The sequence below is a fragment of the Polaromonas sp. genome (assembly GCF_039930745.1).
GTDB lineage: Bacteria > Pseudomonadota > Gammaproteobacteria > Burkholderiales > Burkholderiaceae_C > Polaromonas.
Genome location: NZ_JBDTTH010000023.1, coordinates 1 through 22,781 on the forward strand (window position 1 = coordinate 1; position 22,781 = coordinate 22,781).

Consider the following 22,781-nt stretch of genomic DNA (forward strand, 5'->3'; position numbering starts at 1 on the left):
CCCTTCCATCGCCCAGCGGGGCGAGGGAAGGGCGGGGGGTTGGGAGTGGGGAGTTGTGCCTACTGTCGCGGGCTAACCGGCGACGCAGCGTGATGCGGGAGTGGCTAGCGCGCCTGCTGTTCCCCGGCCAAGTCGTTCAGGATCGGACATTCCGGCCTGTCGTTGCCCTGGCAACAGTGCACCAGGTGGGCCAGGGTCTGCTGCATGGCTTGCATGTCAGTAATGCGTTGGGCCAGGTCGTCGGCGTGTTTCTGCGCGATGCGTCGCACGCTGGCGCTGGCGCGGCGGCGGTTTTGCCAGAGGCTGACCAGTTCGGCGATTTCGGCCATCGAAAAACCGAGATCACGGGCGCGCTTGATGAAGCGCAGCGTGTGGACCTCCGCTTCTGTGTACTGGCGGTAGCCGCTGTCGCTGCGGTGCACTTGTGGCAGCAGTCCCAGTGACTCGTAGTGGCGCACCATCTTGGCCGACACACCGGACTGGCGCGCCGCCTCGCCGATGTTCATGGGCGCGCTCATGCGGTGGCGTAGCCTTCTTCGGTAATCGCCGCGATGAGGGCCTCGCGCGCTTGGTCTGACTGCACTTCCACCTTGCCCGTCGCGCGGTCTATCTTTACTTCTGCCTGCGGGTCCAGGGTTTTGACGGCCTGGGTCACGGCTCGTTCGCAATGGCCGCAGGTCATGCCTTTGACGTTGAAGGTCTGGTTCATGGTGTTGTCCTCTGATGTGAAAGTGGAAGAAGCCTCAAGCTTGAACCTTGCCATGATGGTAAGGTCAAGCCGCTCGGAATCAAGCCCCTGAACCGCGTGAGGTTGATCTGCATCAAGTCTTGACCTTGCCATCATGGCAAGGTTGATGATTCACCCATGACTACCACCACCCTCTCTTCCTCTACCCTGGACCTTGGCGTCGGCGGCATGACCTGTGCGTCGTGTGTGTCGCGCGTCGAGAAAGCCATCAAAAAAATTCCCGGCGTGCAGGATGCCACCGTGAACCTGGCCACCGAAACGGCGCGTGTGGTCTATGCCCCCTCGGCGCAGATGGATGCACAAATCCGCCGTGCCGTGCGCAACGCCGGTTACGAGCCGATCTCTCCCGAAGAAGCAATGCCGGAAGACCTGTCGCCCTGGGCCGGCTTCCTGCCGGTGGCCATCGGCCTGCTGCTCTCGGCGCCGCTGGTCGTGCCCATGTTCGGTGACTTGCTGGGTTACCACTGGATGCTGCCGGCGTGGCAGCAGTTTCTGCTGGCAACCCCGGTGCAGTTCATATTGGGTGCGCGTTTCTACAAGGCCGGCTGGCACGCGCTGAAGGCGCTGACCGGCAACATGGACCTGCTGGTGGCCATCGGCACCAGCGCGGGCTGGGGCCTGTCGATGTGGTTGTGGCTCAGCGCCGAGACTGGCACGATGCCGCATCTTTATTTCGAGGCATCCGCCGTGGTGGTGACGCTGGTGCTGCTGGGCAAATGGCTCGAGGCGCGCGCCAAGCGCCAGACCACGGCGGCCATTCGCGCGCTGCATGCCTTGCGGCCCGAGGTGGCGCACGTGCTGCAAGGTACGGGCGAGGAAGCCGACCTGCCGGTGGCCGAGGTGCTGCTGGGCGACCGGCTGGTGGTGCGGCCAGGCGAGCGCATTCCGATGGACGGCCTGCTGCAGGAAGGCCAGACGCAGGTGGACGAATCCATGCTTACCGGCGAGCCGCTGCCCGTGACCAAGCAGCCCGGCGACAAGCTCACCGGCGGCAGCATCAACGGCGACGGGCGTGTGGTGCTGCAGGTGAGTGCGGTGGGCAGCGAAAGTGTGCTGGCGCACATCATCCGCCTGGTCGAGGACGCGCAGGCGGCCAAGGCGCCTATCCAGCGCCTGGTCGATCAGGTGTCGGCCGTGTTTGTGCCGGTGGTGCTGGTGATTGCGCTGGCCACCCTGCTGGGCTGGCTTTTTGTCGGTGCGGGCATAGAGGCTGCGCTGATTCACGCGGTGGCGGTGCTGGTGATTGCCTGCCCCTGTGCGTTGGGCCTGGCCACGCCGGCGGCCATCATGGCGGGCACCGGGGTGGCGGCGAAAAACGGCATTTTGATCAAGGACGCGCAGGCGCTTGAGCTGGCGCACAAAGTCGACACCGTGGCGTTTGACAAGACCGGCACGCTGACGGTCGGGCGGCCGCGGCTGGTTGCATTCATTGCGACGCCGGGCGTGGACGAGGCAGAACAACTGGCGGCGGCCGCCAGCCTGCAAAGCGGCAGCGAACACCCGCTGGCGCGGGCCGTGGTGGCCGCCGCGCAGGAGCGCGGCATGACGGTAGCCCAGCCCGACGGCCTGCGTGCCGTGCCGGGCCGCGGCAGCGAAGGCGAAGTGGGCGTGCGCAGCTACCTGATCGGCAGCCTGCGCTGGATGGACGAGCTGGGGGTGGACCTCGGCGCGCTGGCGCCGCAGGCGCAGCGGCTGCAGGGGGAAGGCGCCACGCTGGCGCTGCTGGTGGAACGCACGACCCAAGGTTTGACGCCGATGGCCCTGATGGCGTTTGCCGACGAACCCAAGCCCGAAGCGAAACAGGCGCTGGCAGCGCTGCGGGCGCGCGGGATCCGGGTCGTGATGATCTCCGGCGACAACCGCGGCGCCGCGTTGGCCATGGGCGCCCGCCTGGGCCTGGGCGCTGACGAGGTGATGGCGGAGGTGCTGCCTGGCGACAAGGCCGCCGCAGTGACAAAACTCAAGGAAGAGGGGACGGTCTTGACCAGCCGGGGCCGCGGAACCGGCTTTGCCGGGCCGCAGGCGCAGCGCCCCCCCGGGGGGCAGCGTAGTACACGAAGTGACAAGCGTGGGGGCCATACAGTCCTCATGGTTGGGGATGGCGTCAACGATGCACCGGCGCTGGCGGCAGCGGATGTCGGCATGGCCATGGGCACGGGCACTGATGTAGCCATGCATGCTGCCGGCATCACGCTGATGCGCGGCGACGTGGCGTTGGTGGCCGGCGCGCTCGACATCTCGCACCGCACGGTGATGAAGATCCGGCAGAACCTGTTCTGGGCCTTTGCCTACAACGTGGCCGGCATCCCGCTGGCGGCGCTGGGTTTCCTGAGCCCGGTCGTGGCGGGTGCCGCCATGGCGCTGTCCAGCGTCAGCGTGATCTCCAACGCCCTGTTGCTCAAGCGCTGGCGGCTGCAGAGCCAGCGCAGGCCTTGACCTGGATCAACCCGCAATCCCGGCGCCTGTGTGAAGCTTGCAGCCATGCCGAATTCGACTCTGCAAATCATCCGTGACGAACACGCTGCCGTGGCCGCCGTGCTGCGCTCGCTGTCGATGATGCTGGAGCGTGGTCCGGGCGACGAGCCCGAGCGCTTTTTTGACGTGCTGCGCGCGATGCTGTTTTACATCGACGAGTTTCCCGAGAAGCTGCACCACCCCAAGGAGTCGGACCTGCTGTTTCCGCGGATCGCACGCGCGGCCCCCGAGCTGATGCCGGTGATCCAGCGGCTGGAGGCCGACCACATGATGGGCGAGAGCCGCGTGCGCGAACTGCAACACCTGTTGCTGGCCTGGGAGCTGATTGGCGAGTCTCGACACGCCGCTTTTGCCGAGGCGGCGCAAGCCTATGTGAGCTTTTACCTGGACCACATGCGCACCGAAGAAACGCAGCTGCTGCCGGCCGCGCAAAAAGCACTGACGGCCAGCGACTGGGCCCAGCTCGACGCGGCCTTCCAGCATGAGCGCGACCCTCTGGCCGGTGGTATGCGCGACCCGTGTTACGACCGGCTGTTCACACGCATCGTGCTGACCGCGCCCGCGCCTATCGGTGTGGGCGCCGCCTGAATTCTCTTCAAAAGTGCCTGTGTCCCTTTTCTGACGGGCGGCGCAAGCTATCTATTTGGTAGCGAGCCCGGCCCGGCGCTGCTGCCAAGCCTCAAAATGACTGCTTGAGCCCGATGCTGACCAGTGTTTCCCGGTTGCTGCGGCCCACGGTCGCATCGAGCTGGAGCTGGTTTGTCAGGCTGGCGCGTGCGCCGACCTGGAAGGTGGGCTTGGCCAGCCGCTGGCCGAAAGCCTCCACATGCAGGGTAGCCGGGCCGAACCCGCGTTCATGGGCCAGCCCCCAAGTCGTCACGCCAGGTCCGCCCGAAGGCCGCTGTCCGCCAAGGTTGAAGTGCGAGGTACCCCACGCGCTGCTGCAGCTCAGCAGGCCGTTGAGGTAAGGCGTGGTGCCGCCCTGGCCTCGGGTTTGCGTGGCGCCCAGCACGGCGGCGGTATTGCAGCCGGCCTCCTGCGACGGAGTGATGCGCCACTTGGCCTGCAGCGCCTGACTGGTGGCGGCGGCGGTCCGGTCGCGCGTGACCGAGGCGCCAAGCTCCAGGCCATCGACCGGCGCGTAGGCCGGTGCCACCGTCCAGGTGTGTGCGTGGCCTGGCTGGCGCGCGTACCAGCCTTCGACGTGGCCGGTCCCAGCGTCGTCGGTGCTGGCATCGTCCACCGTCAGCGGTCGCCCGGCATGGGCGGCGCTGCTGGCGAGCAGGCAGGCCGCCAGGGCCAGGCGGCAGGGACAAAGCGGCAGGGTCCACATGCCGCCGAGTTTATGTCAGCTCAGGGCGGCTCAGGCCAGTGCAGGGTAGTCGGTGTAGCCCTTGGCGCCGCCGCCGTAGAAGGTCGCCTTGTCGGGCGTGTTCAGCGGCGCGCCCTCGCGCAGGCGGCGCACCAGGTCGGGGTTGGCGATATAGGGCTTGCCGAAGGCGACCAGGTCGGCGCCTTCCTTGACGGCCTGCCCGGCCAGGGCCTGGTCGTAACCGTTGTTCACCATCCACGCACCCTTGCCGCCGGCGGTGCGGTAAGCCGCCTTCAATGCCGCGTAGTCAAACGGCCGCTCCGGCAGCTCGCGCGGGCCGCCGGTCGCGCCTTCGATGATGTGGATGTAGGCCAGGTTCAACGTGGCCAATTGCCTGACCACGTGGTCAAACAGCGGCTGCGGATCGGGATCAAACGCGTCATTGGCCGGCGTTACGGGCGACAGGCGTATGCCGGTGCGGCCACCACCGATGGCGCTGGTGACGGCGCGCACCACCTCGAGCATCAGTCGGGTGCGGTTTTCAATGCTGCCGCCGTAGTCGTCGGTGCGCTGGTTGGAGCCGCTCTTGAGGAACTGGTCAAGCAGGTAGCCGTTGGCGCCGTGGATTTCCACACCGTCGAAGCCCGCGGTTTCAACCGCGTTGCGCGCCGCGGCCTGGTAGGTGTGCACGATGCCTGGCAGTTCCTGCGACTGCAGGGCTCGCGGCTCGGAGGTATCGACAAAACCGGGCACCCCGTCCTTGATCAGCACGGTTTTGGTTTTGGCAGTGATGGCCGACGGCGCCACCGGCTTGCCGCCGTCGGGCTGCAGCTCGTTGTGCGAGACGCGGCCCACGTGCCAGAGCTGCACCACAATCTTGCCGCCGGCCTGGTGCACCGCCTCGGTGACGCGCTTCCAGCCATCGAGCTGCTCCGTGCCGTACAGGCCCGGCACGTCCGAATAGCCCTGGCCCTGGTGGCTGATGGCCGTGGCCTCGGTGATCAGCAGGCCGGCGCTGGCCCGCTGGGCGTAATAGGTGGCGGCAATGTCGGGCGGGATCGCGTTGGGCGAACGGTTGCGCGTGAGGGGCGCCATGACGATGCGATTGGCAAGTTCAAGGTCACCGGCCTGGGTGGGGTCAAAGAGGGTAGGCATGGGAGGTCCGCTGTTGGTGAAGTTGTTGGAACACCTTGCAGTGTGGGCTCAGTTCAATTGGCTTGTGCAACACGGGGTGCTGGTTTCGTGGTATCCGGGGTTTGGCAGGCTCTTGAAAGTCTGTCGTCGATTGGAGGTCATGGGTGTGCCAGCTAGCCGGGGGTTGCCCGGCGGCTACTCACTTTCTTTTGCTCGCCAAAAGAAAGTAAGCAAAGAAAAGGCGACTCCGCTGCCTGCGTCCCTCCGCTACGCTGCGGGTAGCCTGCGGTGCTCGGTCCAGCCGGGGTCGAGCTAGCACTCTCCCGTCTCAGACAATCGCTCGCCCTGATCCGTCTGGCCCTGCGCTCCTCGGCGCAGTCAGAAGGGGTTGGGACGAAATCGGGAGCGGCAGCGGGAGCGCAATCGGACTCCGGCGAGGTCGCGCAAAGCGCGTCCTCGCCTCCCCGAATTTGTTTTTGGTATTTGTCTTTCCCCCCAACCCGTCGGGCTGGGCCGAGGAGCGCAGGCAAAAGCGGATCAGGGCTCGCGATTGTCTGAGGCGTAGCCGAGTTCGAGCGAGACCCCGCTTTTGGCGAGCACCGCAGGTCGCCCCGAAGCGCAGCGCAGGGGACCCAGACCATCGGGTCGCCTTTTCTTTGGCTTACTTTTCTTTTGGCGACACAAAAGAAAAGTGAGCTGCCGCCGGGCAACCCCCGGCTAGCTGGCAAGCTACAGCACGTCAAAAAAAGTAGTGAACATACATGGATCCCGAATCAAGTCCGGGGATGACCAACCGGCTCAAGTCCGCTTACTTGATCAACCCTTCATGCTTCATCGCCGCCTGTACCGCAGGCCGCGCCGCCATGCGTTCGCGAAACGCGTTGATGTTTGCAAAGCCTGTGATATCCACCCCCATGCGCGGCGCCCAGTTGGTGACGGTGAACAGGTAAGGGTCGGCCACGCTGAAGTTGTCGCCCATCAGGTACTGCTTGCCGGCGAGCTGGGCGTCCACCCATTTCAGGCGGGACATCAGCTTGTCGATGACCCCGGTTTTATAGTCGGCCGGTGTCGCCGGGTTGAACAGCGGGCTGAAGCCCTTGTGCAGCTCGGTGCCGATGAAGGTCAACCAGGACTGCATCTTGTAGCGTTCCAGGGTGCCGTTGGCCGGCGCGAGTTTTTTGTCGGGGACCTGGTCGGCAATGTATTGCACGATGGCCGGGCCCTCGGTGAGGCGCGTGCCGTCGTCCAGCTCCAGCAGAGGCACATAACCGAGCGGGTTGATGGTGTAGTAGTCGGTGCCGTCGTCAAGCTGGTGGGTTTTGGTGGGGGCAGCCAGGTGTTCGAACTTCAGGCCGGACTCGTGCAGCGTAATGTGGGGAGAAAGGGAGCAGGCGCCGGGAGAATAATAAAGTTTCATGGTTTTCCTTCGGGATGGAGGCGTGGGCGCCAGGACGGGGCCACGCGCCTGCCGATGCTATCGCTTACCGGCCTTCCTTGCAGGCCCAGCACAATACGTGCATGGCAAGAATTTTCAAATGGGTGTTGGCTGCGGCACTGGCCGCTGTGCTTTTGCTGGTCGGTGTGGCGCTGGTGCTGCAAGGCTGGGTGAGCAGCGACGATTTCAGGCAGCGCATGGAGCGTGAGGCCACGGCAGTGCTGGGCCTGCCGGTTCAGCTCGAGGGTATCGAGGTGGCGCTCTGGCCGCTGCCTGCGGTGGCGCTGAACGGTGTTCGTGTGCAGAGCCGGCCGCCCCTGACCCTGGCGCGCCTGGAGTTGCGGCCGGGCTGGCTGGCATTGCTGCAGGGTCGGCTGGAAATCGCCACGCTGGTGCTGCGCGATGCGGTGCTGCCGCAGCAGGCGATTGATGTGGTGCTGCTTTCGCTACAAAAAAGGAAGCAGTCTGCGCCCGCCGGATCCGGGCTGCCGCCAGAAAAAGCGCCCAAGCCGGACGGCGATGCCAAAGTTGCCGTGACCGACTGGCTGCCGCGCCGCGCGCTACTGCAGGGCGTGAGCTGGATCAGCCTCAAGGGCGCCGCCACTACGATGGATGCGGAACTGCGCCTGGGCGGCGACGGCCTGCTCGACGACGCGACACTGCATGTGGTCAAGGGCAACCTGCAGGGGCTGCGCGGCCGCCTGCAGCGCGAGGAGGCCGGGCAATGGGCGCTGCATGTGGACGTTGGCGGCGGCACGGTGGCCGGCCGCATCGGCATGCAGACCGCACCGGGTGCTCAGGCGCTGACGCTGCAGGGCCAGCTGGAGACCAGGGGCGTCGAGGTTTCGGCGCTGACGGCGCCGAACCGGCCGCTCAGCGGCAAGCTCGAAGCATCAACCACCCTCAACGCCAGTGCCGCGACAACGGCCGGCCTGGTGGAGGCGCTGCGCACCGAGACACGTTTCACGGTGAAAGATGCTGTGCTCAACGGCATGGACCTGGTGAAAGCGGTGCAAACCGTGGGCTTGAACCGGGGCGGGCAGACGCGGCTGGACACCTTGGCCGGGCAGGTCCAGTCGCAGGGCCGGGCGGCGCAGCTGAACAACCTGGTGGCAAGTTCGGGTGCGCTGAGCGCCACCGGCCAGGTGGCGGTGTCGGCCACGCAGGCATTGAACGGGCGTGTCAACGTGAGCTTGGGCAACACCTTGGGCGTGCCGCTGGTGGTGGGCGGCACGCTGGCTGCGCCGGAAGTTACGCTGACCCGGGGTGCCCTGCTGGGTGCGGCCATCGGCACGGTCATGGTGCCCGGCGTGGGGACCGGCGTCGGCATGGAGCTGGGCGACCGCGCCAGCGAGCGCCTGAAGAAGCTTTTTGGCCGTTGAGTAGCTACCATTTTTCGGTCAGAATGACCGGAAGCCCCTGTTGAGCGTGCATTTTCAGCTATTGAAAATATAGCGCTATGGGGATCCGGGTATTGTCCTACAGCGGCATGGGTGGGCTGCTGATTCGTCAGGCGGCACCCGGGATTTACGATTTCCCGGATGTATGGACAGTTCGCACGCGGAAGCGTTCGATGTGTTCGTGCACGGTATTTTCCGGGAGAACCAAGATGTTGAAGTACGCCATTATTTTCGCGATCATTTCTCTGATTGCCGGAGCCTTGGGCTTCGGCGGCATTGCCGCAGGATCGGCGGGCATTGCCAAGATCCTGTTCGGCCTGTTCCTGATCCTGGCCGTTGTTTTTGTGGTGTTGGCAGCCCTCGGTGTGGGTGCGGCCAAAAAAGTACTCAAGTAGATGCCGGCTGGGATTGTCTGGACTGGCAATGGCATGGCTGTGCTGAAACCGTCCCGGCCGGATGGCCGGGCGACGGAAGTAGAAGTAAAGCGCGACACGGGGCGGTGGGCCAGCATTGCGCAGCTATTGTTGCTGGCACGCCTGCGCGCACGCAACCGCCGCGACCTCGCCGTAGACTCACTCGAGCGCGCTGCCCAGGTGATGCTGGTCACCTGCAAACACTGGTTTTCCGTGGCTCACGGCAGCGCCCCTTCCGCTGAAGAGCCGGCACCGGTTGCCGACGCTTCATCCACCTCCAAAGGCCCTGATGCACATCGCGACGATTGACTGCCTGCTCGAGTACGAGGTAGCGAGCCCCACCCATTTCTGTTTCAACATTGAGGCGGCCTTTCACGAGGCCCACCAGGTGGTGGAAGAGCGGCTGACGGTGACGCCCAGCGTCAAGGTGCGCCACTTCTGCGATGAGCGCACCGGCACCCGCTTTTTCCGGCTCGATGCGGCGCGTGGCCAGGTGTCGGTGAACTACCACGCGCAGGTCGAGCTCCGGCATGCGCCTGTGCCGGCGCACCTGGAAGAGGCGGCCGTGACAGCGGTGCCCGACGAGGTGCTGCATTACCTGATGCCCAGCCGCTATTGCGAGTCCGACGTGATGAGCCGTGCGGCGCAACAACTGTTCGGCCATATCTCGCCGGGCCTCTCGCGGGTGCAGGCCATTGAAACCTGGATTCACGATTCCATCCAGTACCTGCCGGGCTTCAGCAATTCAACCACCACCGCTCAGGAGGTGTTTGTGCAGCGCGCCGGTGTCTGCCGCGATTTTGCGCATCTGGGCATCACGCTGTGCCGGGCGCTGAACATTCCGGCGCGCCTGGTGGTGGGCTATGTTTATTTTGACGAGCCGCCGCAGGACTTTCACGCGGTGTTCGAAGCCTGGCTTGACGGCCGCTGGGTGCTGTTTGACGCGACCCGCATGGCACCGAACGACCGGCTGGTGCGTGTGGGCACCGGACGCGATGCCAAGGACGTGGCCTTTGCCACGATATTCGGCCAGGTGCAGATGCTGCGCAAGGAGCTCATGGTGGACCAGGGCGACAGGCCGGCCGACGAGGCTGTCGGTGAACAGCCCGCCGCGCCGTCCCTGGTGCCGGCCTGATCAGGTTCCGGCTGCTTCGGCCGCCGCCGCCCGGGTGCCGCGCCTGAGCACCAGCAGCCCGAAGAGCGTGGCCGTGATGTACATGCTGACGGAATAAATGGCCGCCGGCAGCGCAAGCTGAAAATTGTCCAGCACCGCCAGTGCAATAAAAATAGCCAATGTGGAGTTGTGGATGCCGATCTCGTAGCTGATGGCGGTAGACATGGGCTTGTCCAGGCCGGCCGCGCGCGAGAGGTAATAGCCGGCCAGCAGGCTCACCAGATTGAACGCCACCACGGCCGGACCTATCGATGCAAAGCTGGTGCTCAGCGCCTGCCACTCCTTGGCGAGCGCACCGATAGCCACCACGGCCAATACCAGGGCGCTGAATACCTTCATCGGTTTTTCCGAGCGTGCCGCGAAAACCGGCTTCAGCCGGCGCACCCACATGCCGATGAACACCGGCACCAACACAATCGCGATCACCTCGACGACCTTGCCGAACTGCAGCGGCACCACCTGTCCGGTTTTGGCAAAGTGGTTGATGGCCCAGTTGGCGATCAGCGGCAGGGTGACGATGGACAGCACGGTGTTGATGGCCGTCAGCGAGATGTTCATGGCCACATTGCCGCCGAACAGGTGGCTGAACAGGTTGGCCGAAATACCGCCGGGGGAAGCGGCCAGCAGCATCAGGCCCACGGCAAACAGCGGCGGCACCTTGAGCAGCACAATCAGCCCGTAGCAGGCCAACGGCAGGGCTACGATTTGCAGCAGCAGCGCAACCACTACAGCCTTGGGGTGTTTGAAGAGGCGCGTGAAGTCCTGGGTGCCCAGCGACAGCCCCAGGCCGAACATGACCAGGGCCAGCGCGGCCACCAGCAGCTGGGTCACGATGGGTGAACCGGTCATGCGGATGCCTCCGTGCGGTTCATGACTTGTAGCTTTCGTCGAGCCGGTCCAGCTTTCTGATCAGTGCCGGCCAGGCAAAGGCGCCGCCCAGGCCGCTGGTCTGTACCCGCATAGCCTCGGCCACACCCTTGACGATTTGCGGATGGACTTCAATGAGTTCGCCGCCAGCCTGGGCGTCGAGCTGGATGCGGCAGGTGTTTTCGAAGGTGTACATGGAGAGAAAAGCATCGGCAATTGTCTTGCCGACCACCAGCAGGCCGTGGTTGCGCAGCATGAGGAAGTTGGCCTTGCCCAGGTCGGCCTGCAGGCGCGGCTTTTCGTCGTCACGGAAGGCCACGCCTTCATACGCGTGGTAAGCCAGCGAGCCCAGCACAAAGGTGGACTGCTGGCTAATGGGCAGCACGCCGCATTTTTGCGCGCTGACGGCAACGCCGGCGCGGGTATGGGTGTGCAGCACGCAGCCGGCGTCGCTTCTGGCTTCATGCACGGCGCTGTGGATCACAAAGCCGGCCGGGTTGACCGGAAACGGCGAGTCGATCACCTTGTTGCATTTGTCGTCCACCTTGACCAGGCTGGACGCCGTGATCTCGTCGAACATCAGGCCGTAGGGGTTGATCAGGAAATGGTGCGCGCCTGCACCGCTGACGGAGTCGGGCAGCTTGGCGCTGATGTGGGTGAACACCAGGTCGCTCCAGCCGTAAAGGGCTGCCAGCCGGTAACACGCGGCCAGATCGCAGCGGAGCTGCCATTCTTCGGCGCTGACAACTTCCTTGAGTGAGGGGATATGCATGGTGTCTCCTGTGGGGTGGTTGGGTGTGTGTTGCACGATACGCCGGTACCAAGGTGGCAGCGGTCACCTGTTTGACATGCGACACATGAGCGTGGGTGTTTTTGGTTGCTATAAAATCAGGAGCTGACAGCGCCCGTGTGATAAGGGCTGAGGGCCAGTTTGACCTTGAATTTGGGTTGGTGTCAATGCCGGACCGGACCGGCCTCCAGGCCTGGTGGGCAGGCCTGCCGGAATTCGCTGGGGCTCAGGCCCGTGTGCTCGCGGAACACGCGGCTGAAGTGCGAGAGGTTGCTGAAACCCCAATACAGCGCTATGTCAGTGATGGGGCGCGCCTGGGGCCCGCTTTGCTGCAGCTCGCGTATGCAGGCCTCCAGACGCAGGTGCAGGATGTGGCTGGCCAGGGTGTCGGTTTCGCCGGCGAAGGCGTTGTGCAGATGCCGCTTGCTGCAGTTCAGCGCCTGGGCAATCTGGTCGATGGACAGGGCCGGGTCGCGCAGCCGGGTGGCGACGTAGCCGCGTATCCGGTCCTTGAGCGCTTCGCGCTGGGTCACGGCGGTTTCCTGCCCGGCGAGTTCGATCAACGAGAGCCGCACCAGCTGGGCAATGAGTTCACCGGCACCGCGCGCCGCGGCCGCGCTCATGTTGGGCAGCTCCTGGTAGGTGCTGCGCATGGTGGTCAGCGCCACGCGGGCGATGCCGCTGGCGCCACCGACATGGCGCGCCATCAGGGTGTCCAGCGGCAGGCCGCGCTCGAGGATCTGGGCCTTGGGCAGCATGACGATCAGGTGTTCTACGCGTTCGGGGTTGTCCACCGCGTAGGAGCCGGTGGTGTCGTAAATGGTCCAGGCTCCTGGGCTGACCCAGGCGCGCCGGCCCATCTGCTCGACACCAGCGCGGCCCTGCAGCGGCGCGACGATCTTGAGGTAGCCGGCGTCGCTGGCGCGCGCCATGTCGGGCGTGCGCACGACGCGATGGCGGTTCGCTTCCAGCCGTGTCAGCACCACATCGCCCGCCTGGGCAGTGACCATTTCACCGTCGAAATCGGTGTCGCCGTAAAGGTCCGATTCCAGGCCACCGAAATGTTTCCAGACCCACTCGCGCCACACGGGCGCGCGCTCACGCGGCGCGAAATTGTCGGTGGATACCAGGGTGGCCGCGGTCATGCTTGTCTCCGGTGGGATGGGGCTCGGCCCATGACAAAGATTATGGGCGTTGGGGCCGGTTCTGTTGCAGCGTGGGGCCGAGGGTTAACCCCAGTCGCCATGCGCTGCCCGACAACTGCTTTGTGCGCGCTCAGCAAAGCGCAGACGGCTGCCCCTGCTTACCATCTGCTTTCACTGCCCGCCGGGCGCCTACAACGAGGAGACATTCATGGTTCAGCCATCCAGACGCACATTGATCCAGGGCGCCGCAGCCGCCGTCGGCGCCGCGGCCTTCGCGCCTTCCCTTTTTGCCCAGACGGGCCCCGTGCGCATCGGCTACGCGATTGCCCGCACTGGCCCGTGGACGGGCGGCGCGCAGGTCAGCCAGGAGCCCAACTACCTGCTGTGGGCCGAGCAGCAGAACGCGGCTGGTGGCCTGGACGTCAAGGGCACCAAACGGCCTATCGAGCTGATCAGTTCCGACGACCGCAGCGACATCGAAACCTGCGTGCGCTCGTATGAAAAACTCATGGGCAGCGACAAGGTCGATTTGATCCTGCCGCCCTGGGGCTCGAACGCCAATTTTGCGATCGCTCCGTTGGCCAACCGCATGGGTTACCCAGTGCTGGCGCCCACCGCGCTGTCGCGCAAGCTGGTTGAGCTGAAGCTGCCGAACTTCTTCTTGCTGCTGCAGCAGCCCGACCGCATGGTGGGCGCGCTGGTAGACATGCTGGTGGCGAATGGTGTGAAAACGGTGGCCGTTATCTACGTGGACGACCTCTTCGGTCTGGAGAATTTCTCGGCGCTGAAAGTGGCGCTGCGCAGCACCGGCATTCAGGTGGTGGAAGAAAAAAGCTACCCCGGCGACATCAAGGATCTGTCACCGGTGCTGCGTTCCATCAAGGACAAGAACCCGGAGGCCTTCATTGGCCTGAGCTACCCGCCCGACACCATCCTGGCCAGCAAGCAGTCCAAGGAAATCGGCTTCAACCCGCGCTTCTACTATGCCTCGGTCGGCACCGCCTTCCAGCTTTACCGCAACGTGATGACACCGGCCGGCGCCGAAGGCGTGCTGGGCATGGGCTCGTGGAACAGCAAGACCAGCCCGGCCGCCAAGGCTTACTTCGACGCACACACCAAGAAGTTCGGCGGCAAGGAGCCGGACCGCTGGGCCAGCGGCCACTGCTGGGCCGGCCTGGAGATCCTGCAGGCGGCCGTGGCCAAGGCCGGTCTGGACCGCAAAGCGATCCGCGACTACATTGCCGGCAACACGCACAAGACCATCATCGGCGACATCAAGTTCACCGGCAGTGAAAACACCGCCACGCCGGGGACGGTGGGCCAGTGGCAGAACGGCGAGTTCGAGGTGGTGTGGCCGCAGAAGGTGGCCACTGCCAAGCTCAGCCTCGTCAAGTCCGCCTGGAAATAAATAGAAGACTCCCCCCGAAGCGCCTTTGGCGCCTCCCCCTCGAGGGGGCGACACCTGCGGCCCGGCATAGCCGGTTCCGCGGTGTCCCTGAAACAGACACCCATGTCCCTTTTTTCCTGGTTTGAATTGATTGCCTCCGGGCTCATCACCGGCGGTATTTACGCGCTGGTGGCGCTCGGCCTGAATTTGCAGTACGGCCTGATGCGCATCCTGAACATTGCGCACGGCGAGTTCCTGATGCTGGGCGCCTACCTGACCTGGATGGCGCACACCACACTGGGCCTCTCGCCGCTGCTGATGGTGCCGGTGTCCTTTCTGGCGCTGATGGCGCTGGGCCTGGTGATCCACAGGCTGTGTTTCCGGCGCCTGACCGTCACCTCGCCGAATCTCGACATCTTCGAGGCGCGCGGGTTGATGGTGGCTTTCGGCCTGATGTTCCTGGTGCAGAACTTTGCCTCCTTCATGTGGGGCGGCGACCTGCGCGGCTACGACTATCTGGCCGAGCCGGTGAAGATTGGCGAGGCGCAGTTTGCCGGCAACAAGCTGCTGGTGTTTGGCCTGGCGTTGTTGTTCAGCGGCGCGCTGATTGCGCTGCTGCGTTTCACGCTGCTCGGCAAGGGTGTGCGCGCACTGATGCAGTCACCGACCGGCGCTCAGCTGGTTGGCATCGACACCCAGCGCCTGCACCCGCTGATGTTCGGCATTGGCCTGGGCCTGTCCGGCGTGGCGGGCTGCCTGCTGTCCATGGCCTACACCATCACGCCTTCCATGGGCGAGCCCTACACGGTGACCGCGCTGATCGTCATCACCTTGGGCGGCTTCGGCAGCATGAGCGGCGCGCTGGCCGGCGGCCTGCTGCTGGGCGTGGTCGAGGCGCTGGGCATGCACTTTACGAATCCCTCGCTGAAGGCGTTGCTGTCGTACAGCGTGTTTATTGCGGTGCTGCTGCTGCGGCCGCGCGGTTTGTTTGCCAAATAAGAAGAACATGAAAGACAAACAAGTTTTGATCCGGGATCTGCTATTGCTGCTGGCCTTTGCCGGCTGGGCGCTGGCACTGCCACATTACGGCAGCGAGTTCGTCGTCTCGATGGCGCTGACCTGCCTGATGTATGTGGCGCTGTCCTCAAGCTGGGGCCTTTTCTGTGGCAGCACGCGTTACCTGTCGCTGGCGACCTCGGCCTTCTTCGGCATCGGGGCCTACAGCAGTGCAATTGCACTGGAAAAAATGGCCTGGCTCGAGTCGATTGCGCTGGGCGCCGGCATTGCGGCCGTGGTGGCGGTGGTCATGGGTGCTGCCGTGCTGCATTTGCGCGGCACCTACTTTGCGGTGCTGACCTTCGGCATGACCGAGCTGATCCGCCATGCGGTGACCTACTTCGAGAAAAAGGTCACCGGCACGGTGGGCCGGGTGTTGACCGTGGTGCCGGATCGCGACACGATTTACCTGACCGTGCTCGCGCTGGCCGTGCTGGCGGTGTTGGTGTCCATCATCCTCCGGCGCAGCCGCTTCGGCCTGGCGCTGATGGGCATAGGCGCGGACGAGCAGCGCGCGCAGACCCTGGGCGTGAACACACGGCTGATCAAGGTGGCAGGCTTTGCCATGACGGCGGCGTTTGCCGGCGCCGTGGGTGCGGCCATGGCCGTGCGCTGGACCTACATCGACCCGCACACGGTGTTCAATCCCTTCATTGGTTTCCAGACGGTGCTGATTGCGCTGATCGGCGGCGCGATGACTTTGTGGGGGCCGCTGATTGCCGCGATTGTGTTCAGCGTGCTGGCCGAGACCCTGCGACTGCAGGCGCCGCAGGTCTACATGATGTCGCTGGGTTTGCTGCTGATTTTGAGCGTGCTCTACCTACCGGGCGGCCTGGCCTCTCTGCGCTGGGCTACCTTCAGCGGCTGGTGGCGGGACAGCCGCGGCTGGCTGCGCGACCTGGGTAGCAAGGAGCGCAACAATGGCTGAGCTCCTTTTGCAGGCGCGCGACGTCACCGTGCGTTTCGGTGGCCTGACAGCCGTCGATGCCGTCAGTGCTGATTTTCATGCCGGCGAGCTGGTGGGCATCATTGGCCCCAACGGCGCCGGCAAGACCACTTTCTTCAATGCCATCTCCGGCGTGATTGCTCCAACCTCGGGCCAATTGATGGCCGACGGGAAGAATCTGGGCGGCAAGGGTCCGCATCGTTATGCCGCGGCGGGCATTGCGCGTACGTTCCAGACGCCGCGCGTGTTCCCCGACATGGCGGTGGCCGCCAACATTGACTTCGGGCTGAAGTTTGCGGGGCGAAAGCGCAAGGGCTCCTGGCACCTGCGCGACGCGGACAGCATTCTTGAGCTGATTGGCCTGCAAGGGCAGGCAGCGCTGCCTGCTGGAGCCATCACGCCTTCACAGCAGCGCCTGCTTGAGGTCGGCATGGCGCTGGCCACGCGGCCGCGCATGCTGCTGCTCGACGAGGTGGCGGCCGGGCTGACCGAAGCCGAGATTGAAAACATGGCGCAGCTGATACGCCGCATGCGCGACGAACTGGACCTGACCGTGGTGTGGATTGAGCATGCGGTGACGACCCTGTTGCGTCATGTGGAGCGCGTGATCGTGCTGCACCAGGGCCGCAAGATTGCCGACGGCACGCCGGCCGAGGTGGTGCGCAATGCAGAAGTGATTGAAGCCTATCTGGGTGATGAGATGACATCATGATGTGGTTTGCTCCCCCCTTCGTGCTTGGCGGTGCCAGCGGCGCGCATCTGAAAGTCCAGGGCCTGAGCGCCGGTTACGCCGCTTTCCTGGTGTTGCGTGATCTGACACTTGACGTCGAACCGGGCTTGACCTTGATTCTCGGCCCCAATGGTGCGGGCAAGACCACCTTGCTCAAGGCGCTGTCCGGCCTGATTCCGCGCGGCGGGGAAGCGCAGCTCAATGGTGAAGCGCTGCCCAAAAAAGCCAGTGACATCGTTAAAGGCGGCATGGCTTTGGTGCCGGAAGGCCGGCAGTTGTTCCCCCAGATGACGGTTACTGAAAATCTGGAGCTCGGCGGCTGGCTGGTTGCCAAGGCCGAACGTGCGCGGCGGCTGGAGCAGGCCTTCAACGATTTTCCCAAGCTGCGCGAACGCGCGCAGCAACTGGCCGGCACCATGAGCGGCGGCGAGCAGCAGATGGTGGCGGTGGCGCGCGCCATGATGAGTGCGCCGCGCCTCTTGATGCTCGACGAACCGTCGCTGGGCCTGGCGCCGCGCATGGTCGACGAGCTGCTGGCGATCACGCGCCGCATTGCCGACGCCGGCACCACGGTGCTGATGGTCGAGCAGAACGTGAAGAAGGCGCTGGCCGTGGCCGACCGCGGCTACGTGCTGGAGCGCGGCACGCTGGTGGCTAGCGGGCCGGCGGCGCTGCTGGCGCGTTCGACCGTCATTCGCGAAGCCTATCTCGGTGCGGCGCCCGCGCCCACTAAAACCATCGCGTCTCAACCCGAGCGCATCCTGTAATTTTCAAGGAGTATTTCCATGTCTGACATGTCCATGCAGATCAACGGCCTGAAGGTCACCGCTGAAAAGGGCGCCACGTTCGAGCGCCGCAACCCGCTTGATGGCAGCGTCGCCACGCGCGCGCCGGCAGCCTCGCCGGCCGACGCGGTGATGGCGGTGGAAGCTGCTGCCGAGGCCTTCAAGACCTGGAGCGAAACCGGACCGGGCACGCGCCGGGCCTTGCTGCTGAAGGCCGCCGACGCCCTCGAAGCCAAGACGCCGCAATTCATAGAGGCCGTGGCCGCTGAAACCGGCGCTTCGGGCATGTGGGCCGGCTTCAACGTGATGCTGGCTGCCGGCATGATCCGCGAGGCGGCCTCGCTGACCACACAGATCAGCGGCGAGGTGATTCCATCCGACGTGCCGGGCAGCCTGGCCATGGGGGTGCGCCAGCCGGCTGGTGTGGTGCTGGGCATTGCGCCGTGGAATGCACCCATCATTCTCGGGGTGCGCGCGATTGCCACGCCGCTGGCCTGCGGCAACACCGTGATCTTCAAGGGCTCGGAAAACTGCCCGCGCACGCATCAGCTGATCGTGGAAGCTTTTGCCGATGCCGGTTTTCCGGCCGGGGTGGTTAACTACATCACCAACGCACCGGCCGACGCCGGCATCGTGGTCGAGGCCATGGTGGCGCACCCGGCGGTGCGGCGCGTCAACTTCACCGGTTCCACCAAGGTCGGCAAGATCATTGCGATGACCTGCGCCAAATACCTCAAGCCCGTGGTGCTGGAGCTGGGCGGCAAGGCGCCGCTGGTGATTCTGGACGACGCGAACATCGACGACGCGGTTAACGCCGCCGCCTTCGGCTGTTTTGCCAATAGCGGCCAGATCTGCATGTCCACCGAACGCATCATCGTGGACCAGAAGATCGCCGACGCTTTTGTGAAGAAGTTCGCGGCCAAGGCCAGCGCCTTGCCGGTGGGCGACCCTCGCAAGCCCGAGCCAGTGGTGCTGGGCTCGGTCATCGGCATGGGCACGGTGGAGCATTGCAACGCGCTGATCGACGATGCGCTGGCCAAAGGCGCGAAGCTGGCCTGTGGCGGCAAGGCCGAAAACACGCTGATGCCCGCGACCGTGCTGGACCATGTGACACCCGCCATGCGCATCTACCACGAAGAAACCTTCGGTCCGGTCAAGTGTGTGGTGCGTGTGAGCGGCGTCGAGGAGGCCGTGGCCTGCGCGAACGACAACGAATACGGCTTGTCGTCAGCCGTCTTCGGCGGCGACATCGCGCGCGCGTTCGGTGTCGCGCAACGCATCGACTCCGGCATCTGCCACGTCAACGGCCCGACGGTGCACGACGAGGCGCAAATGCCGTTTGGCGGGGTGAAGGGCAGTGGCATGGGGCGCTTTGGTGGCAAAGCGGGAGTGGCCGAGTTCACCGAGCTGCGCTGGGTCACGATTCAGACGACGCCACGGCATTACCCGTTCTGACCTGGCGTCAGCCGGGGGAGGGGATTCCTTGCATCACGCTGCGTCCCCGGTTTGCGTTGAGTTGGTAGGTCGGACTCCCCACTCCCAACCCCCCGCCCTTCCCTCGCCCCGCTGGGCGATGGAAGGGAGCCTCATTTGGCCGTGTGTGCTGCGCTCGCGTGCAAACATGAAGGTCAGTTGGGATTCCCGTGCAGGAAGCGGTGCGCGCTTCCTGCACTCCGGATTGAGTCCGGTATTGGTTGCTCTCCCACCCGTTGGGCTGGGCTGAGGAGCGCAGGCAAAAGCGGATCGCGCTTTTTCAGTATCGGCTTATGTCTTGCCCCTGAATGCAAAACTGACTTTGAGGTCGTTCAACCACCGCACATCGAGCAGCCCGTCGTGCTGCATGCGCCCCACGACGATGGCAGGATGCACGCCAATGGATTTCGCGAATTGGGTGATGGCGGGCTTGGTTTTTGGAAGGTCGGCCAACGCAGCTGCGGCAACCGGCGTAATCAAAAAATCACGCGCCCACGCATTGGCCTCTTTCTCTTCCTTTGATGAAGACCCCCCTTTTGAGGGATCATCCAAAAACACGGATTTTTTCTGCTGGCTGTGCAGCAATATGTGCGCCGCCTCATGAAAAAAGCTGAACCAAAAGCGGTCGTTTTGCTTGCCGTACAAAGACAGCTGAATCAAAGGCCGCCGCGCATGCAACCACCGCGCGACACCGGATACATGCGTTCGGGGCAATGCAGGAACCAGCACAAACGCAACGCCGGCCTCGTGGAGAAGCCGCTGCATGGGGGGCTGAAACTCTTGGGGCGCTTGACAGGTCAACCCACGCACTTCCGCCAGTGCCGTCTTGAACCGCGCTTCGTCATAGGCTGGTCCATCCAGCTTTTCCGCCATGCGTTCGCCCATGCGCAGCCAAGCGGATATGGCAGCCACATCTGCCTGATCTTCGCGGCTGCGGCGAAAGGCCAGTTCCATACAGCCGTATTGGCTGTCCCACTGGTCAGGGCTGGCTACCCCGAAGAAGCCGAGCAACTCGCCGACCAGACCGGGTTTGGACTTGGCATCGAGTCGCCGCTTCGGCAGCACGCCAATGTCCATCAGCTCTTTGATCGGAAAACGCTCCAGCCAAGGCACCATGGCCGTTTGGCGCTCGGTAGCATCCTGCATTGCCACGCGCTCACGGTACTGCGCTTCACGGGTCAACCAGAAACCAACCGATGCCCCCAGCACGTTCTGCAAACGAATGGCTGCGTCTTCCGTCAGCGGAACTTTGGCCTTGATGAGTTGGTTCACGTGCTTGAGCGAGTACCCCAAGCGGTCCGCCAGCTGCTGCTGCGTCCACTCGCGCTCTTCAAGCAAGTCAAGAATGGTGTCCCCGGGAGGTGACACCCAATCCGGCGCGAAAGGCGCATCTGCGCCGCGTTGTGCCAAGTCAGTCATGGTAGTCCCCGATGTATTCAATGCACACGATGGTCACTGCGGACCAGTCGATGGATGCGTCGTCCCGACGCGGTATGGGTTCATTCGCAGGCGCAAAGACAAGGCGCCAGCCGCCTGCCAATTCCAGAGAAAATTGACCAAGACGATTCCCTTTGAGTGGATGCGGTTTGCCTGCCACCAAATCGGTAACACGCGAGTTTGCTGCAATATCGGCCAATCGCGTTTGCAGCTTGCGTGCACAGTTATCCCCAAGCTTCTTAGCCGCTACCGCTTTCTTTTCACAAAGTTCGCGTAGCTGCTGGTCCTTGAATTTGATCTCCAAGAACGCCTCCGTTTCGTTTCCGGGATTCTATCATTTATTTACCTATCAGGTAAATAACATTAAGCCGCCTCGCCGATCAACACTTCCGCCAGCAGCGCCTGCTGGGTGCGGGCGGCGGTGAGGCGCTGGCGCAGGTCGGCGCACAGGGCGCGCAGGGAGGCTACGCGGGCGACGATGCGGGATTGTTCGGCGAGGGGAGGCATGGGGAACGCGCAATCCTTCAACTGCGTCATATTGATCGAAGCCAAGTTCGTAGTCTGCTTTGCAGATGAAGCGAAATAGGCCCGAGCAACTGCCGAATTCAGATACATCTCAGCCCAAACAGGGTTCCATTGCGATGAGGTGCCGCGGGCTTTGAATATGTGGTTCTGATGCCCGCAACTGGGAATTTCGTCGCGCCAAATGGCGGTGCGACCGACCTTGTCCCAATCGCCTCCCTCGGTGATGAGCAAATCACCATGCACGAGCTGAAAGCGCTCAAGTTCACTGCTGTCGATTACGACGTCTTTCATTGAAGCCAGGTTCAAATGCCAACGCTGGACATTCGCCACACGCAGGTATGGCAACGAAATAGGAGAAGGAATTGCAGTTTTTCGACCCAGCGTGACGCCGCTTGAAATCACCACGATCTCGCCTAGCTTCACCCATTCCCATCCCTGAGGCAACTCAAACGGCTTCTCATCCTCCGCAATCGGCGGCAGGGGTTTGTCGCGTTTGATCTTGCCCTCGGCAATAAGGCGGTCTTTCTCTGCGCGGATTTTTTGCAGGAGGGTGCTGGCGGGTTCGTCCTGGGGGTCCTGGGGGACGAGGAGGCCGCGCACGGCGAGTTGGAGGATGGTTTGCTCCAGGGTGTCCACGGCCTCGGGGCGGTCGAGCAGCAGGTCGAAGTGGGTGGCGACGCGGTGCCAGTGGTCGGTCAGCTCTTCGGGGGTGGAGCTGGTGGGGAGCGTGCTGAGCAGGGTGCGAACCAGCTGTTCGTGTTGTGTGGCTTCGAGGCGGGCCTTGGCCTCAAGCGCGTCGCACAGGCGCATGAGCTCTTCGACGCGAGTGACGATGCGAGATTGTTCGGCGAGAGGTGGGAAGCCAATAACTGTGGCGATAACTTTCTCGCGTGAGATGTTGGGTTGTGCGCCACCCGCACCGATGCTGATGAAGTATGGCTTCAACGCCTTCATAAGCAGCAGCAGATACGTGTTGGACAAACCCGCGAAGGGCGTGCAGGCACAGACCGCCTGGTTGGTCGTAGCAATAACGGACAGGATCGCAGTTTTGCCAATGGTTGCGCCATACATGGCAATCAACACATCCCCGACTTGATTCAGACGAAGGGAGCAATCGCGCAGCGCCGCGTCGGTCACCGTTTCTTCTGACTCAGATAGGAAGTCTGCGTTTAGTTCGCCGGATTTGAACCAGGGAATATCACCGCCGTAGTAGCTGCTGTTTGATCGCGAGGGCGTTGCGCCAGCCCCCCAGTCGCCAAGATTTCCGAGGCGCTCCCATTCCCAGGTACTTGGCAAGGCAAACCCGGTTTCGCTTTCGTCAATCGGATCAAGCGGCTTTAAGCGCCGAATCTTTCTTTCGGCAATCAGCCGGTCTTTCTCGGTGCGAATCTTCTTTAGCAGCTCGCTCGCCGGCTCCTCGCTGGGGTCTTGCGGTACCAGTTTCCCCTGCACGGCCAGGGTCAGAATCAGCTCACGGAGTTTGGCCACGCCGTCGGGTGCGGTGGCCAACAGGTTCAAATTTGATAGCAGCATGCGCTCATTCAGCAAG

At 63.9% G+C, this 22,781-nt stretch carries 23 protein-coding genes; 12 read left to right on the forward strand and 11 right to left on the reverse strand.

Features of this window, described 5'->3' with window-relative positions; translation table 11 throughout:
* Window positions 1-104: 104 nt before the first annotated feature.
* Together cueR and ABI660_RS09720 are read right to left on the reverse strand one after the other, a co-directional pair.
* On the reverse strand, window positions 105-518 hold the full coding sequence (cueR, locus tag ABI660_RS09715; RefSeq protein ID WP_348067339.1) for a Cu(I)-responsive transcriptional regulator: 414 nt from the start codon (window positions 516-518) through the stop codon (window positions 105-107).
* Window positions 515-709 carry a cation transporter gene (locus ABI660_RS09720; RefSeq protein WP_348067341.1) on the reverse strand — a complete coding sequence of 65 codons (195 nt, stop codon included), beginning with the start codon at window positions 707-709 and terminating at the stop codon, window positions 515-517. The genes cueR and ABI660_RS09720 overlap by 4 nt, the downstream gene beginning before the upstream one ends.
* A gap of 156 nt (window positions 710-865) precedes the next feature.
* Between ABI660_RS09720 and ABI660_RS09725 the strand changes: the two genes are divergently transcribed.
* Both ABI660_RS09725 and ABI660_RS09730 read left to right on the forward strand, forming a co-directional pair.
* Window positions 866-3,184: a heavy metal translocating P-type ATPase gene (locus ABI660_RS09725; RefSeq protein WP_348067343.1), complete on the forward strand. Its 2,319-nt coding sequence runs from the start codon at window positions 866-868 to the stop codon at window positions 3,182-3,184.
* Between the two features lie 45 nt (window positions 3,185-3,229).
* Window positions 3,230-3,811 carry a hemerythrin domain-containing protein gene (locus ABI660_RS09730; protein ID WP_348067345.1) on the forward strand — a complete coding sequence of 194 codons (582 nt, stop codon included), beginning with the start codon at window positions 3,230-3,232 and terminating at the stop codon, window positions 3,809-3,811.
* Window positions 3,812-3,902: 91 nt separating this feature from the next.
* On the opposite strand, the gene ABI660_RS09735 is transcribed toward ABI660_RS09730, so the two are convergent.
* The 3 genes from ABI660_RS09735 to gstA all read right to left on the reverse strand — a co-directional run bounded on the left by ABI660_RS09735 (window position 3,903) and on the right by gstA (window position 7,086).
* Window positions 3,903-4,556 (reverse strand): hypothetical protein, encoded by a 654-nt coding sequence (locus tag ABI660_RS09735; RefSeq protein WP_348067347.1) that lies wholly within the window; start codon window positions 4,554-4,556, stop codon window positions 3,903-3,905.
* 30 nt (window positions 4,557-4,586) lie between these two features.
* Entirely contained in the window at window positions 4,587-5,690 is a 1,104-nt protein-coding gene (locus tag ABI660_RS09740) for an alkene reductase (RefSeq protein ID WP_348067349.1), read from the reverse strand.
* A 787-nt stretch (window positions 5,691-6,477) separates the two neighbouring features.
* On the reverse strand, window positions 6,478-7,086 hold the full coding sequence (gene gstA, locus ABI660_RS09745; protein ID WP_348067351.1) for a glutathione transferase GstA: 609 nt from the start codon (window positions 7,084-7,086) through the stop codon (window positions 6,478-6,480).
* A gap of 101 nt (window positions 7,087-7,187) precedes the next feature.
* Here gstA and ABI660_RS09750 point away from each other — a divergent pair, with 101 nt between their 5' ends.
* From ABI660_RS09750 to ABI660_RS09765, 4 genes are all read left to right on the forward strand, one after another.
* On the forward strand, window positions 7,188-8,486 hold the full coding sequence (locus ABI660_RS09750; RefSeq protein WP_348067353.1) for a hypothetical protein: 1,299 nt from the start codon (window positions 7,188-7,190) through the stop codon (window positions 8,484-8,486).
* Between the two features lie 227 nt (window positions 8,487-8,713).
* The gene (locus tag ABI660_RS09755; protein WP_348067455.1) at window positions 8,714-8,899 is read left to right on the forward strand and encodes a DUF1328 domain-containing protein; all 186 of its coding nucleotides are present in this window, start codon (window positions 8,714-8,716) and stop codon (window positions 8,897-8,899) included.
* 33 nt (window positions 8,900-8,932) lie between these two features.
* The gene (locus tag ABI660_RS09760) at window positions 8,933-9,226 is read left to right on the forward strand and encodes a hypothetical protein (RefSeq protein WP_348067355.1); all 294 of its coding nucleotides are present in this window, start codon (window positions 8,933-8,935) and stop codon (window positions 9,224-9,226) included.
* Entirely contained in the window at window positions 9,207-10,052 is an 846-nt protein-coding gene (locus ABI660_RS09765) for a transglutaminase family protein (RefSeq protein WP_348067357.1), read from the forward strand. The genes ABI660_RS09760 and ABI660_RS09765 overlap by 20 nt, the downstream gene beginning before the upstream one ends.
* On the opposite strand, the gene ABI660_RS09770 is transcribed toward ABI660_RS09765, so the two are convergent.
* From ABI660_RS09770 to ABI660_RS09780, 3 genes are all read right to left on the reverse strand, one after another.
* Window positions 10,053-10,940 carry a bile acid:sodium symporter family protein gene (locus ABI660_RS09770; RefSeq protein ID WP_348067359.1) on the reverse strand — a complete coding sequence of 296 codons (888 nt, stop codon included), beginning with the start codon at window positions 10,938-10,940 and terminating at the stop codon, window positions 10,053-10,055.
* A 19-nt stretch (window positions 10,941-10,959) separates the two neighbouring features.
* Window positions 10,960-11,730, reverse strand: coding sequence for a class II aldolase/adducin family protein (locus ABI660_RS09775; RefSeq protein WP_348067361.1), 771 nt, complete (start codon window positions 11,728-11,730; stop codon window positions 10,960-10,962).
* Between the two features lie 182 nt (window positions 11,731-11,912).
* Window positions 11,913-12,893 (reverse strand): helix-turn-helix domain-containing protein, encoded by a 981-nt coding sequence (locus tag ABI660_RS09780; protein ID WP_348067363.1) that lies wholly within the window; start codon window positions 12,891-12,893, stop codon window positions 11,913-11,915.
* Window positions 12,894-13,101: 208 nt separating this feature from the next.
* Here ABI660_RS09780 and ABI660_RS09785 point away from each other — a divergent pair, with 208 nt between their 5' ends.
* The 6 genes from ABI660_RS09785 to ABI660_RS09810 all read left to right on the forward strand — a co-directional run bounded on the left by ABI660_RS09785 (window position 13,102) and on the right by ABI660_RS09810 (window position 19,252).
* Window positions 13,102-14,301 carry an amino acid ABC transporter substrate-binding protein gene (locus ABI660_RS09785; RefSeq protein WP_348067365.1) on the forward strand — a complete coding sequence of 400 codons (1,200 nt, stop codon included), beginning with the start codon at window positions 13,102-13,104 and terminating at the stop codon, window positions 14,299-14,301.
* Window positions 14,302-14,403: 102 nt separating this feature from the next.
* Complete coding sequence (locus ABI660_RS09790; RefSeq protein ID WP_348067367.1) at window positions 14,404-15,279, forward strand: branched-chain amino acid ABC transporter permease; 876 nt, start codon at window positions 14,404-14,406, stop codon at window positions 15,277-15,279.
* 7 nt (window positions 15,280-15,286) lie between these two features.
* Window positions 15,287-16,264, forward strand: coding sequence for a branched-chain amino acid ABC transporter permease (locus tag ABI660_RS09795; RefSeq protein WP_348067369.1), 978 nt, complete (start codon window positions 15,287-15,289; stop codon window positions 16,262-16,264).
* Complete coding sequence (locus ABI660_RS09800; RefSeq protein WP_348067371.1) at window positions 16,257-16,994, forward strand: ABC transporter ATP-binding protein; 738 nt, start codon at window positions 16,257-16,259, stop codon at window positions 16,992-16,994. Before ABI660_RS09795 ends, ABI660_RS09800 begins: the two co-directional genes overlap by 8 nt.
* Window positions 16,991-17,779, forward strand: a complete 789-nt coding sequence (locus tag ABI660_RS09805; protein WP_348067373.1) for an ABC transporter ATP-binding protein — start codon at window positions 16,991-16,993, stop codon at window positions 17,777-17,779. Before ABI660_RS09800 ends, ABI660_RS09805 begins: the two co-directional genes overlap by 4 nt.
* Before the next feature lie 18 nt (window positions 17,780-17,797).
* Window positions 17,798-19,252 carry an aldehyde dehydrogenase gene (locus ABI660_RS09810; RefSeq protein ID WP_348067375.1) on the forward strand — a complete coding sequence of 485 codons (1,455 nt, stop codon included), beginning with the start codon at window positions 17,798-17,800 and terminating at the stop codon, window positions 19,250-19,252.
* Window positions 19,253-19,561: 309 nt separating this feature from the next.
* Here ABI660_RS09810 and ABI660_RS09815 read toward each other — a convergent pair whose 3' ends face one another.
* The 3 genes from ABI660_RS09815 to ABI660_RS09825 all read right to left on the reverse strand — a co-directional run bounded on the left by ABI660_RS09815 (window position 19,562) and on the right by ABI660_RS09825 (window position 22,765).
* Complete coding sequence (locus tag ABI660_RS09815; protein WP_348067377.1) at window positions 19,562-20,608, reverse strand: helix-turn-helix domain-containing protein; 1,047 nt, start codon at window positions 20,606-20,608, stop codon at window positions 19,562-19,564.
* A 73-nt stretch (window positions 20,609-20,681) separates the two neighbouring features.
* Window positions 20,682-21,011 (reverse strand): killer suppression protein HigA, encoded by a 330-nt coding sequence (locus tag ABI660_RS09820; protein WP_348067379.1) that lies wholly within the window; start codon window positions 21,009-21,011, stop codon window positions 20,682-20,684.
* Between the two features lie 59 nt (window positions 21,012-21,070).
* Window positions 21,071-22,765 carry a restriction endonuclease subunit S gene (locus ABI660_RS09825; protein ID WP_348067381.1) on the reverse strand — a complete coding sequence of 565 codons (1,695 nt, stop codon included), beginning with the start codon at window positions 22,763-22,765 and terminating at the stop codon, window positions 21,071-21,073.
* Between the last annotated feature and the right edge of the window lie 16 nt (window positions 22,766-22,781).

What these genes read in the sequence shown, in the direction of transcription:
- cueR (WP_348067339.1), bottom strand. Translation starts at nt 518, where the DNA reads ATGAGCGCGCCCATGAACATCGGCGAGGCGGCGCGCCAGTCCGGTGTG.
- ABI660_RS09720 (WP_348067341.1), bottom strand. Translation starts at nt 709, where the DNA reads ATGAACCAGACCTTCAACGTCAAAGGCATGACCTGCGGCCATTGCGAA.
- ABI660_RS09725 (WP_348067343.1), top strand. Translation starts at nt 866, where the DNA reads ATGACTACCACCACCCTCTCTTCCTCTACCCTGGACCTTGGCGTCGGC.
- ABI660_RS09730 (WP_348067345.1), top strand. Translation starts at nt 3,230, where the DNA reads ATGCCGAATTCGACTCTGCAAATCATCCGTGACGAACACGCTGCCGTG.
- ABI660_RS09735 (WP_348067347.1), bottom strand. Translation starts at nt 4,556, where the DNA reads ATGTGGACCCTGCCGCTTTGTCCCTGCCGCCTGGCCCTGGCGGCCTGC.
- ABI660_RS09740 (WP_348067349.1), bottom strand. Translation starts at nt 5,690, where the DNA reads ATGCCTACCCTCTTTGACCCCACCCAGGCCGGTGACCTTGAACTTGCC.
- gstA (WP_348067351.1), bottom strand. Translation starts at nt 7,086, where the DNA reads ATGAAACTTTATTATTCTCCCGGCGCCTGCTCCCTTTCTCCCCACATT.
- ABI660_RS09750 (WP_348067353.1), top strand. Translation starts at nt 7,188, where the DNA reads ATGGCAAGAATTTTCAAATGGGTGTTGGCTGCGGCACTGGCCGCTGTG.
- ABI660_RS09755 (WP_348067455.1), top strand. Translation starts at nt 8,714, where the DNA reads ATGTTGAAGTACGCCATTATTTTCGCGATCATTTCTCTGATTGCCGGA.
- ABI660_RS09760 (WP_348067355.1), top strand. Translation starts at nt 8,933, where the DNA reads ATGGCTGTGCTGAAACCGTCCCGGCCGGATGGCCGGGCGACGGAAGTA.
- ABI660_RS09765 (WP_348067357.1), top strand. Translation starts at nt 9,207, where the DNA reads ATGCACATCGCGACGATTGACTGCCTGCTCGAGTACGAGGTAGCGAGC.
- ABI660_RS09770 (WP_348067359.1), bottom strand. Translation starts at nt 10,940, where the DNA reads ATGACCGGTTCACCCATCGTGACCCAGCTGCTGGTGGCCGCGCTGGCC.
- ABI660_RS09775 (WP_348067361.1), bottom strand. Translation starts at nt 11,730, where the DNA reads ATGCATATCCCCTCACTCAAGGAAGTTGTCAGCGCCGAAGAATGGCAG.
- ABI660_RS09780 (WP_348067363.1), bottom strand. Translation starts at nt 12,893, where the DNA reads ATGACCGCGGCCACCCTGGTATCCACCGACAATTTCGCGCCGCGTGAG.
- ABI660_RS09785 (WP_348067365.1), top strand. Translation starts at nt 13,102, where the DNA reads ATGGTTCAGCCATCCAGACGCACATTGATCCAGGGCGCCGCAGCCGCC.
- ABI660_RS09790 (WP_348067367.1), top strand. Translation starts at nt 14,404, where the DNA reads ATGTCCCTTTTTTCCTGGTTTGAATTGATTGCCTCCGGGCTCATCACC.
- ABI660_RS09795 (WP_348067369.1), top strand. Translation starts at nt 15,287, where the DNA reads ATGAAAGACAAACAAGTTTTGATCCGGGATCTGCTATTGCTGCTGGCC.
- ABI660_RS09800 (WP_348067371.1), top strand. Translation starts at nt 16,257, where the DNA reads ATGGCTGAGCTCCTTTTGCAGGCGCGCGACGTCACCGTGCGTTTCGGT.
- ABI660_RS09805 (WP_348067373.1), top strand. Translation starts at nt 16,991, where the DNA reads ATGATGTGGTTTGCTCCCCCCTTCGTGCTTGGCGGTGCCAGCGGCGCG.
- ABI660_RS09810 (WP_348067375.1), top strand. Translation starts at nt 17,798, where the DNA reads ATGTCTGACATGTCCATGCAGATCAACGGCCTGAAGGTCACCGCTGAA.
- ABI660_RS09825 (WP_348067381.1), bottom strand. Translation starts at nt 22,765, where the DNA reads ATGCTGCTATCAAATTTGAACCTGTTGGCCACCGCACCCGACGGCGTG.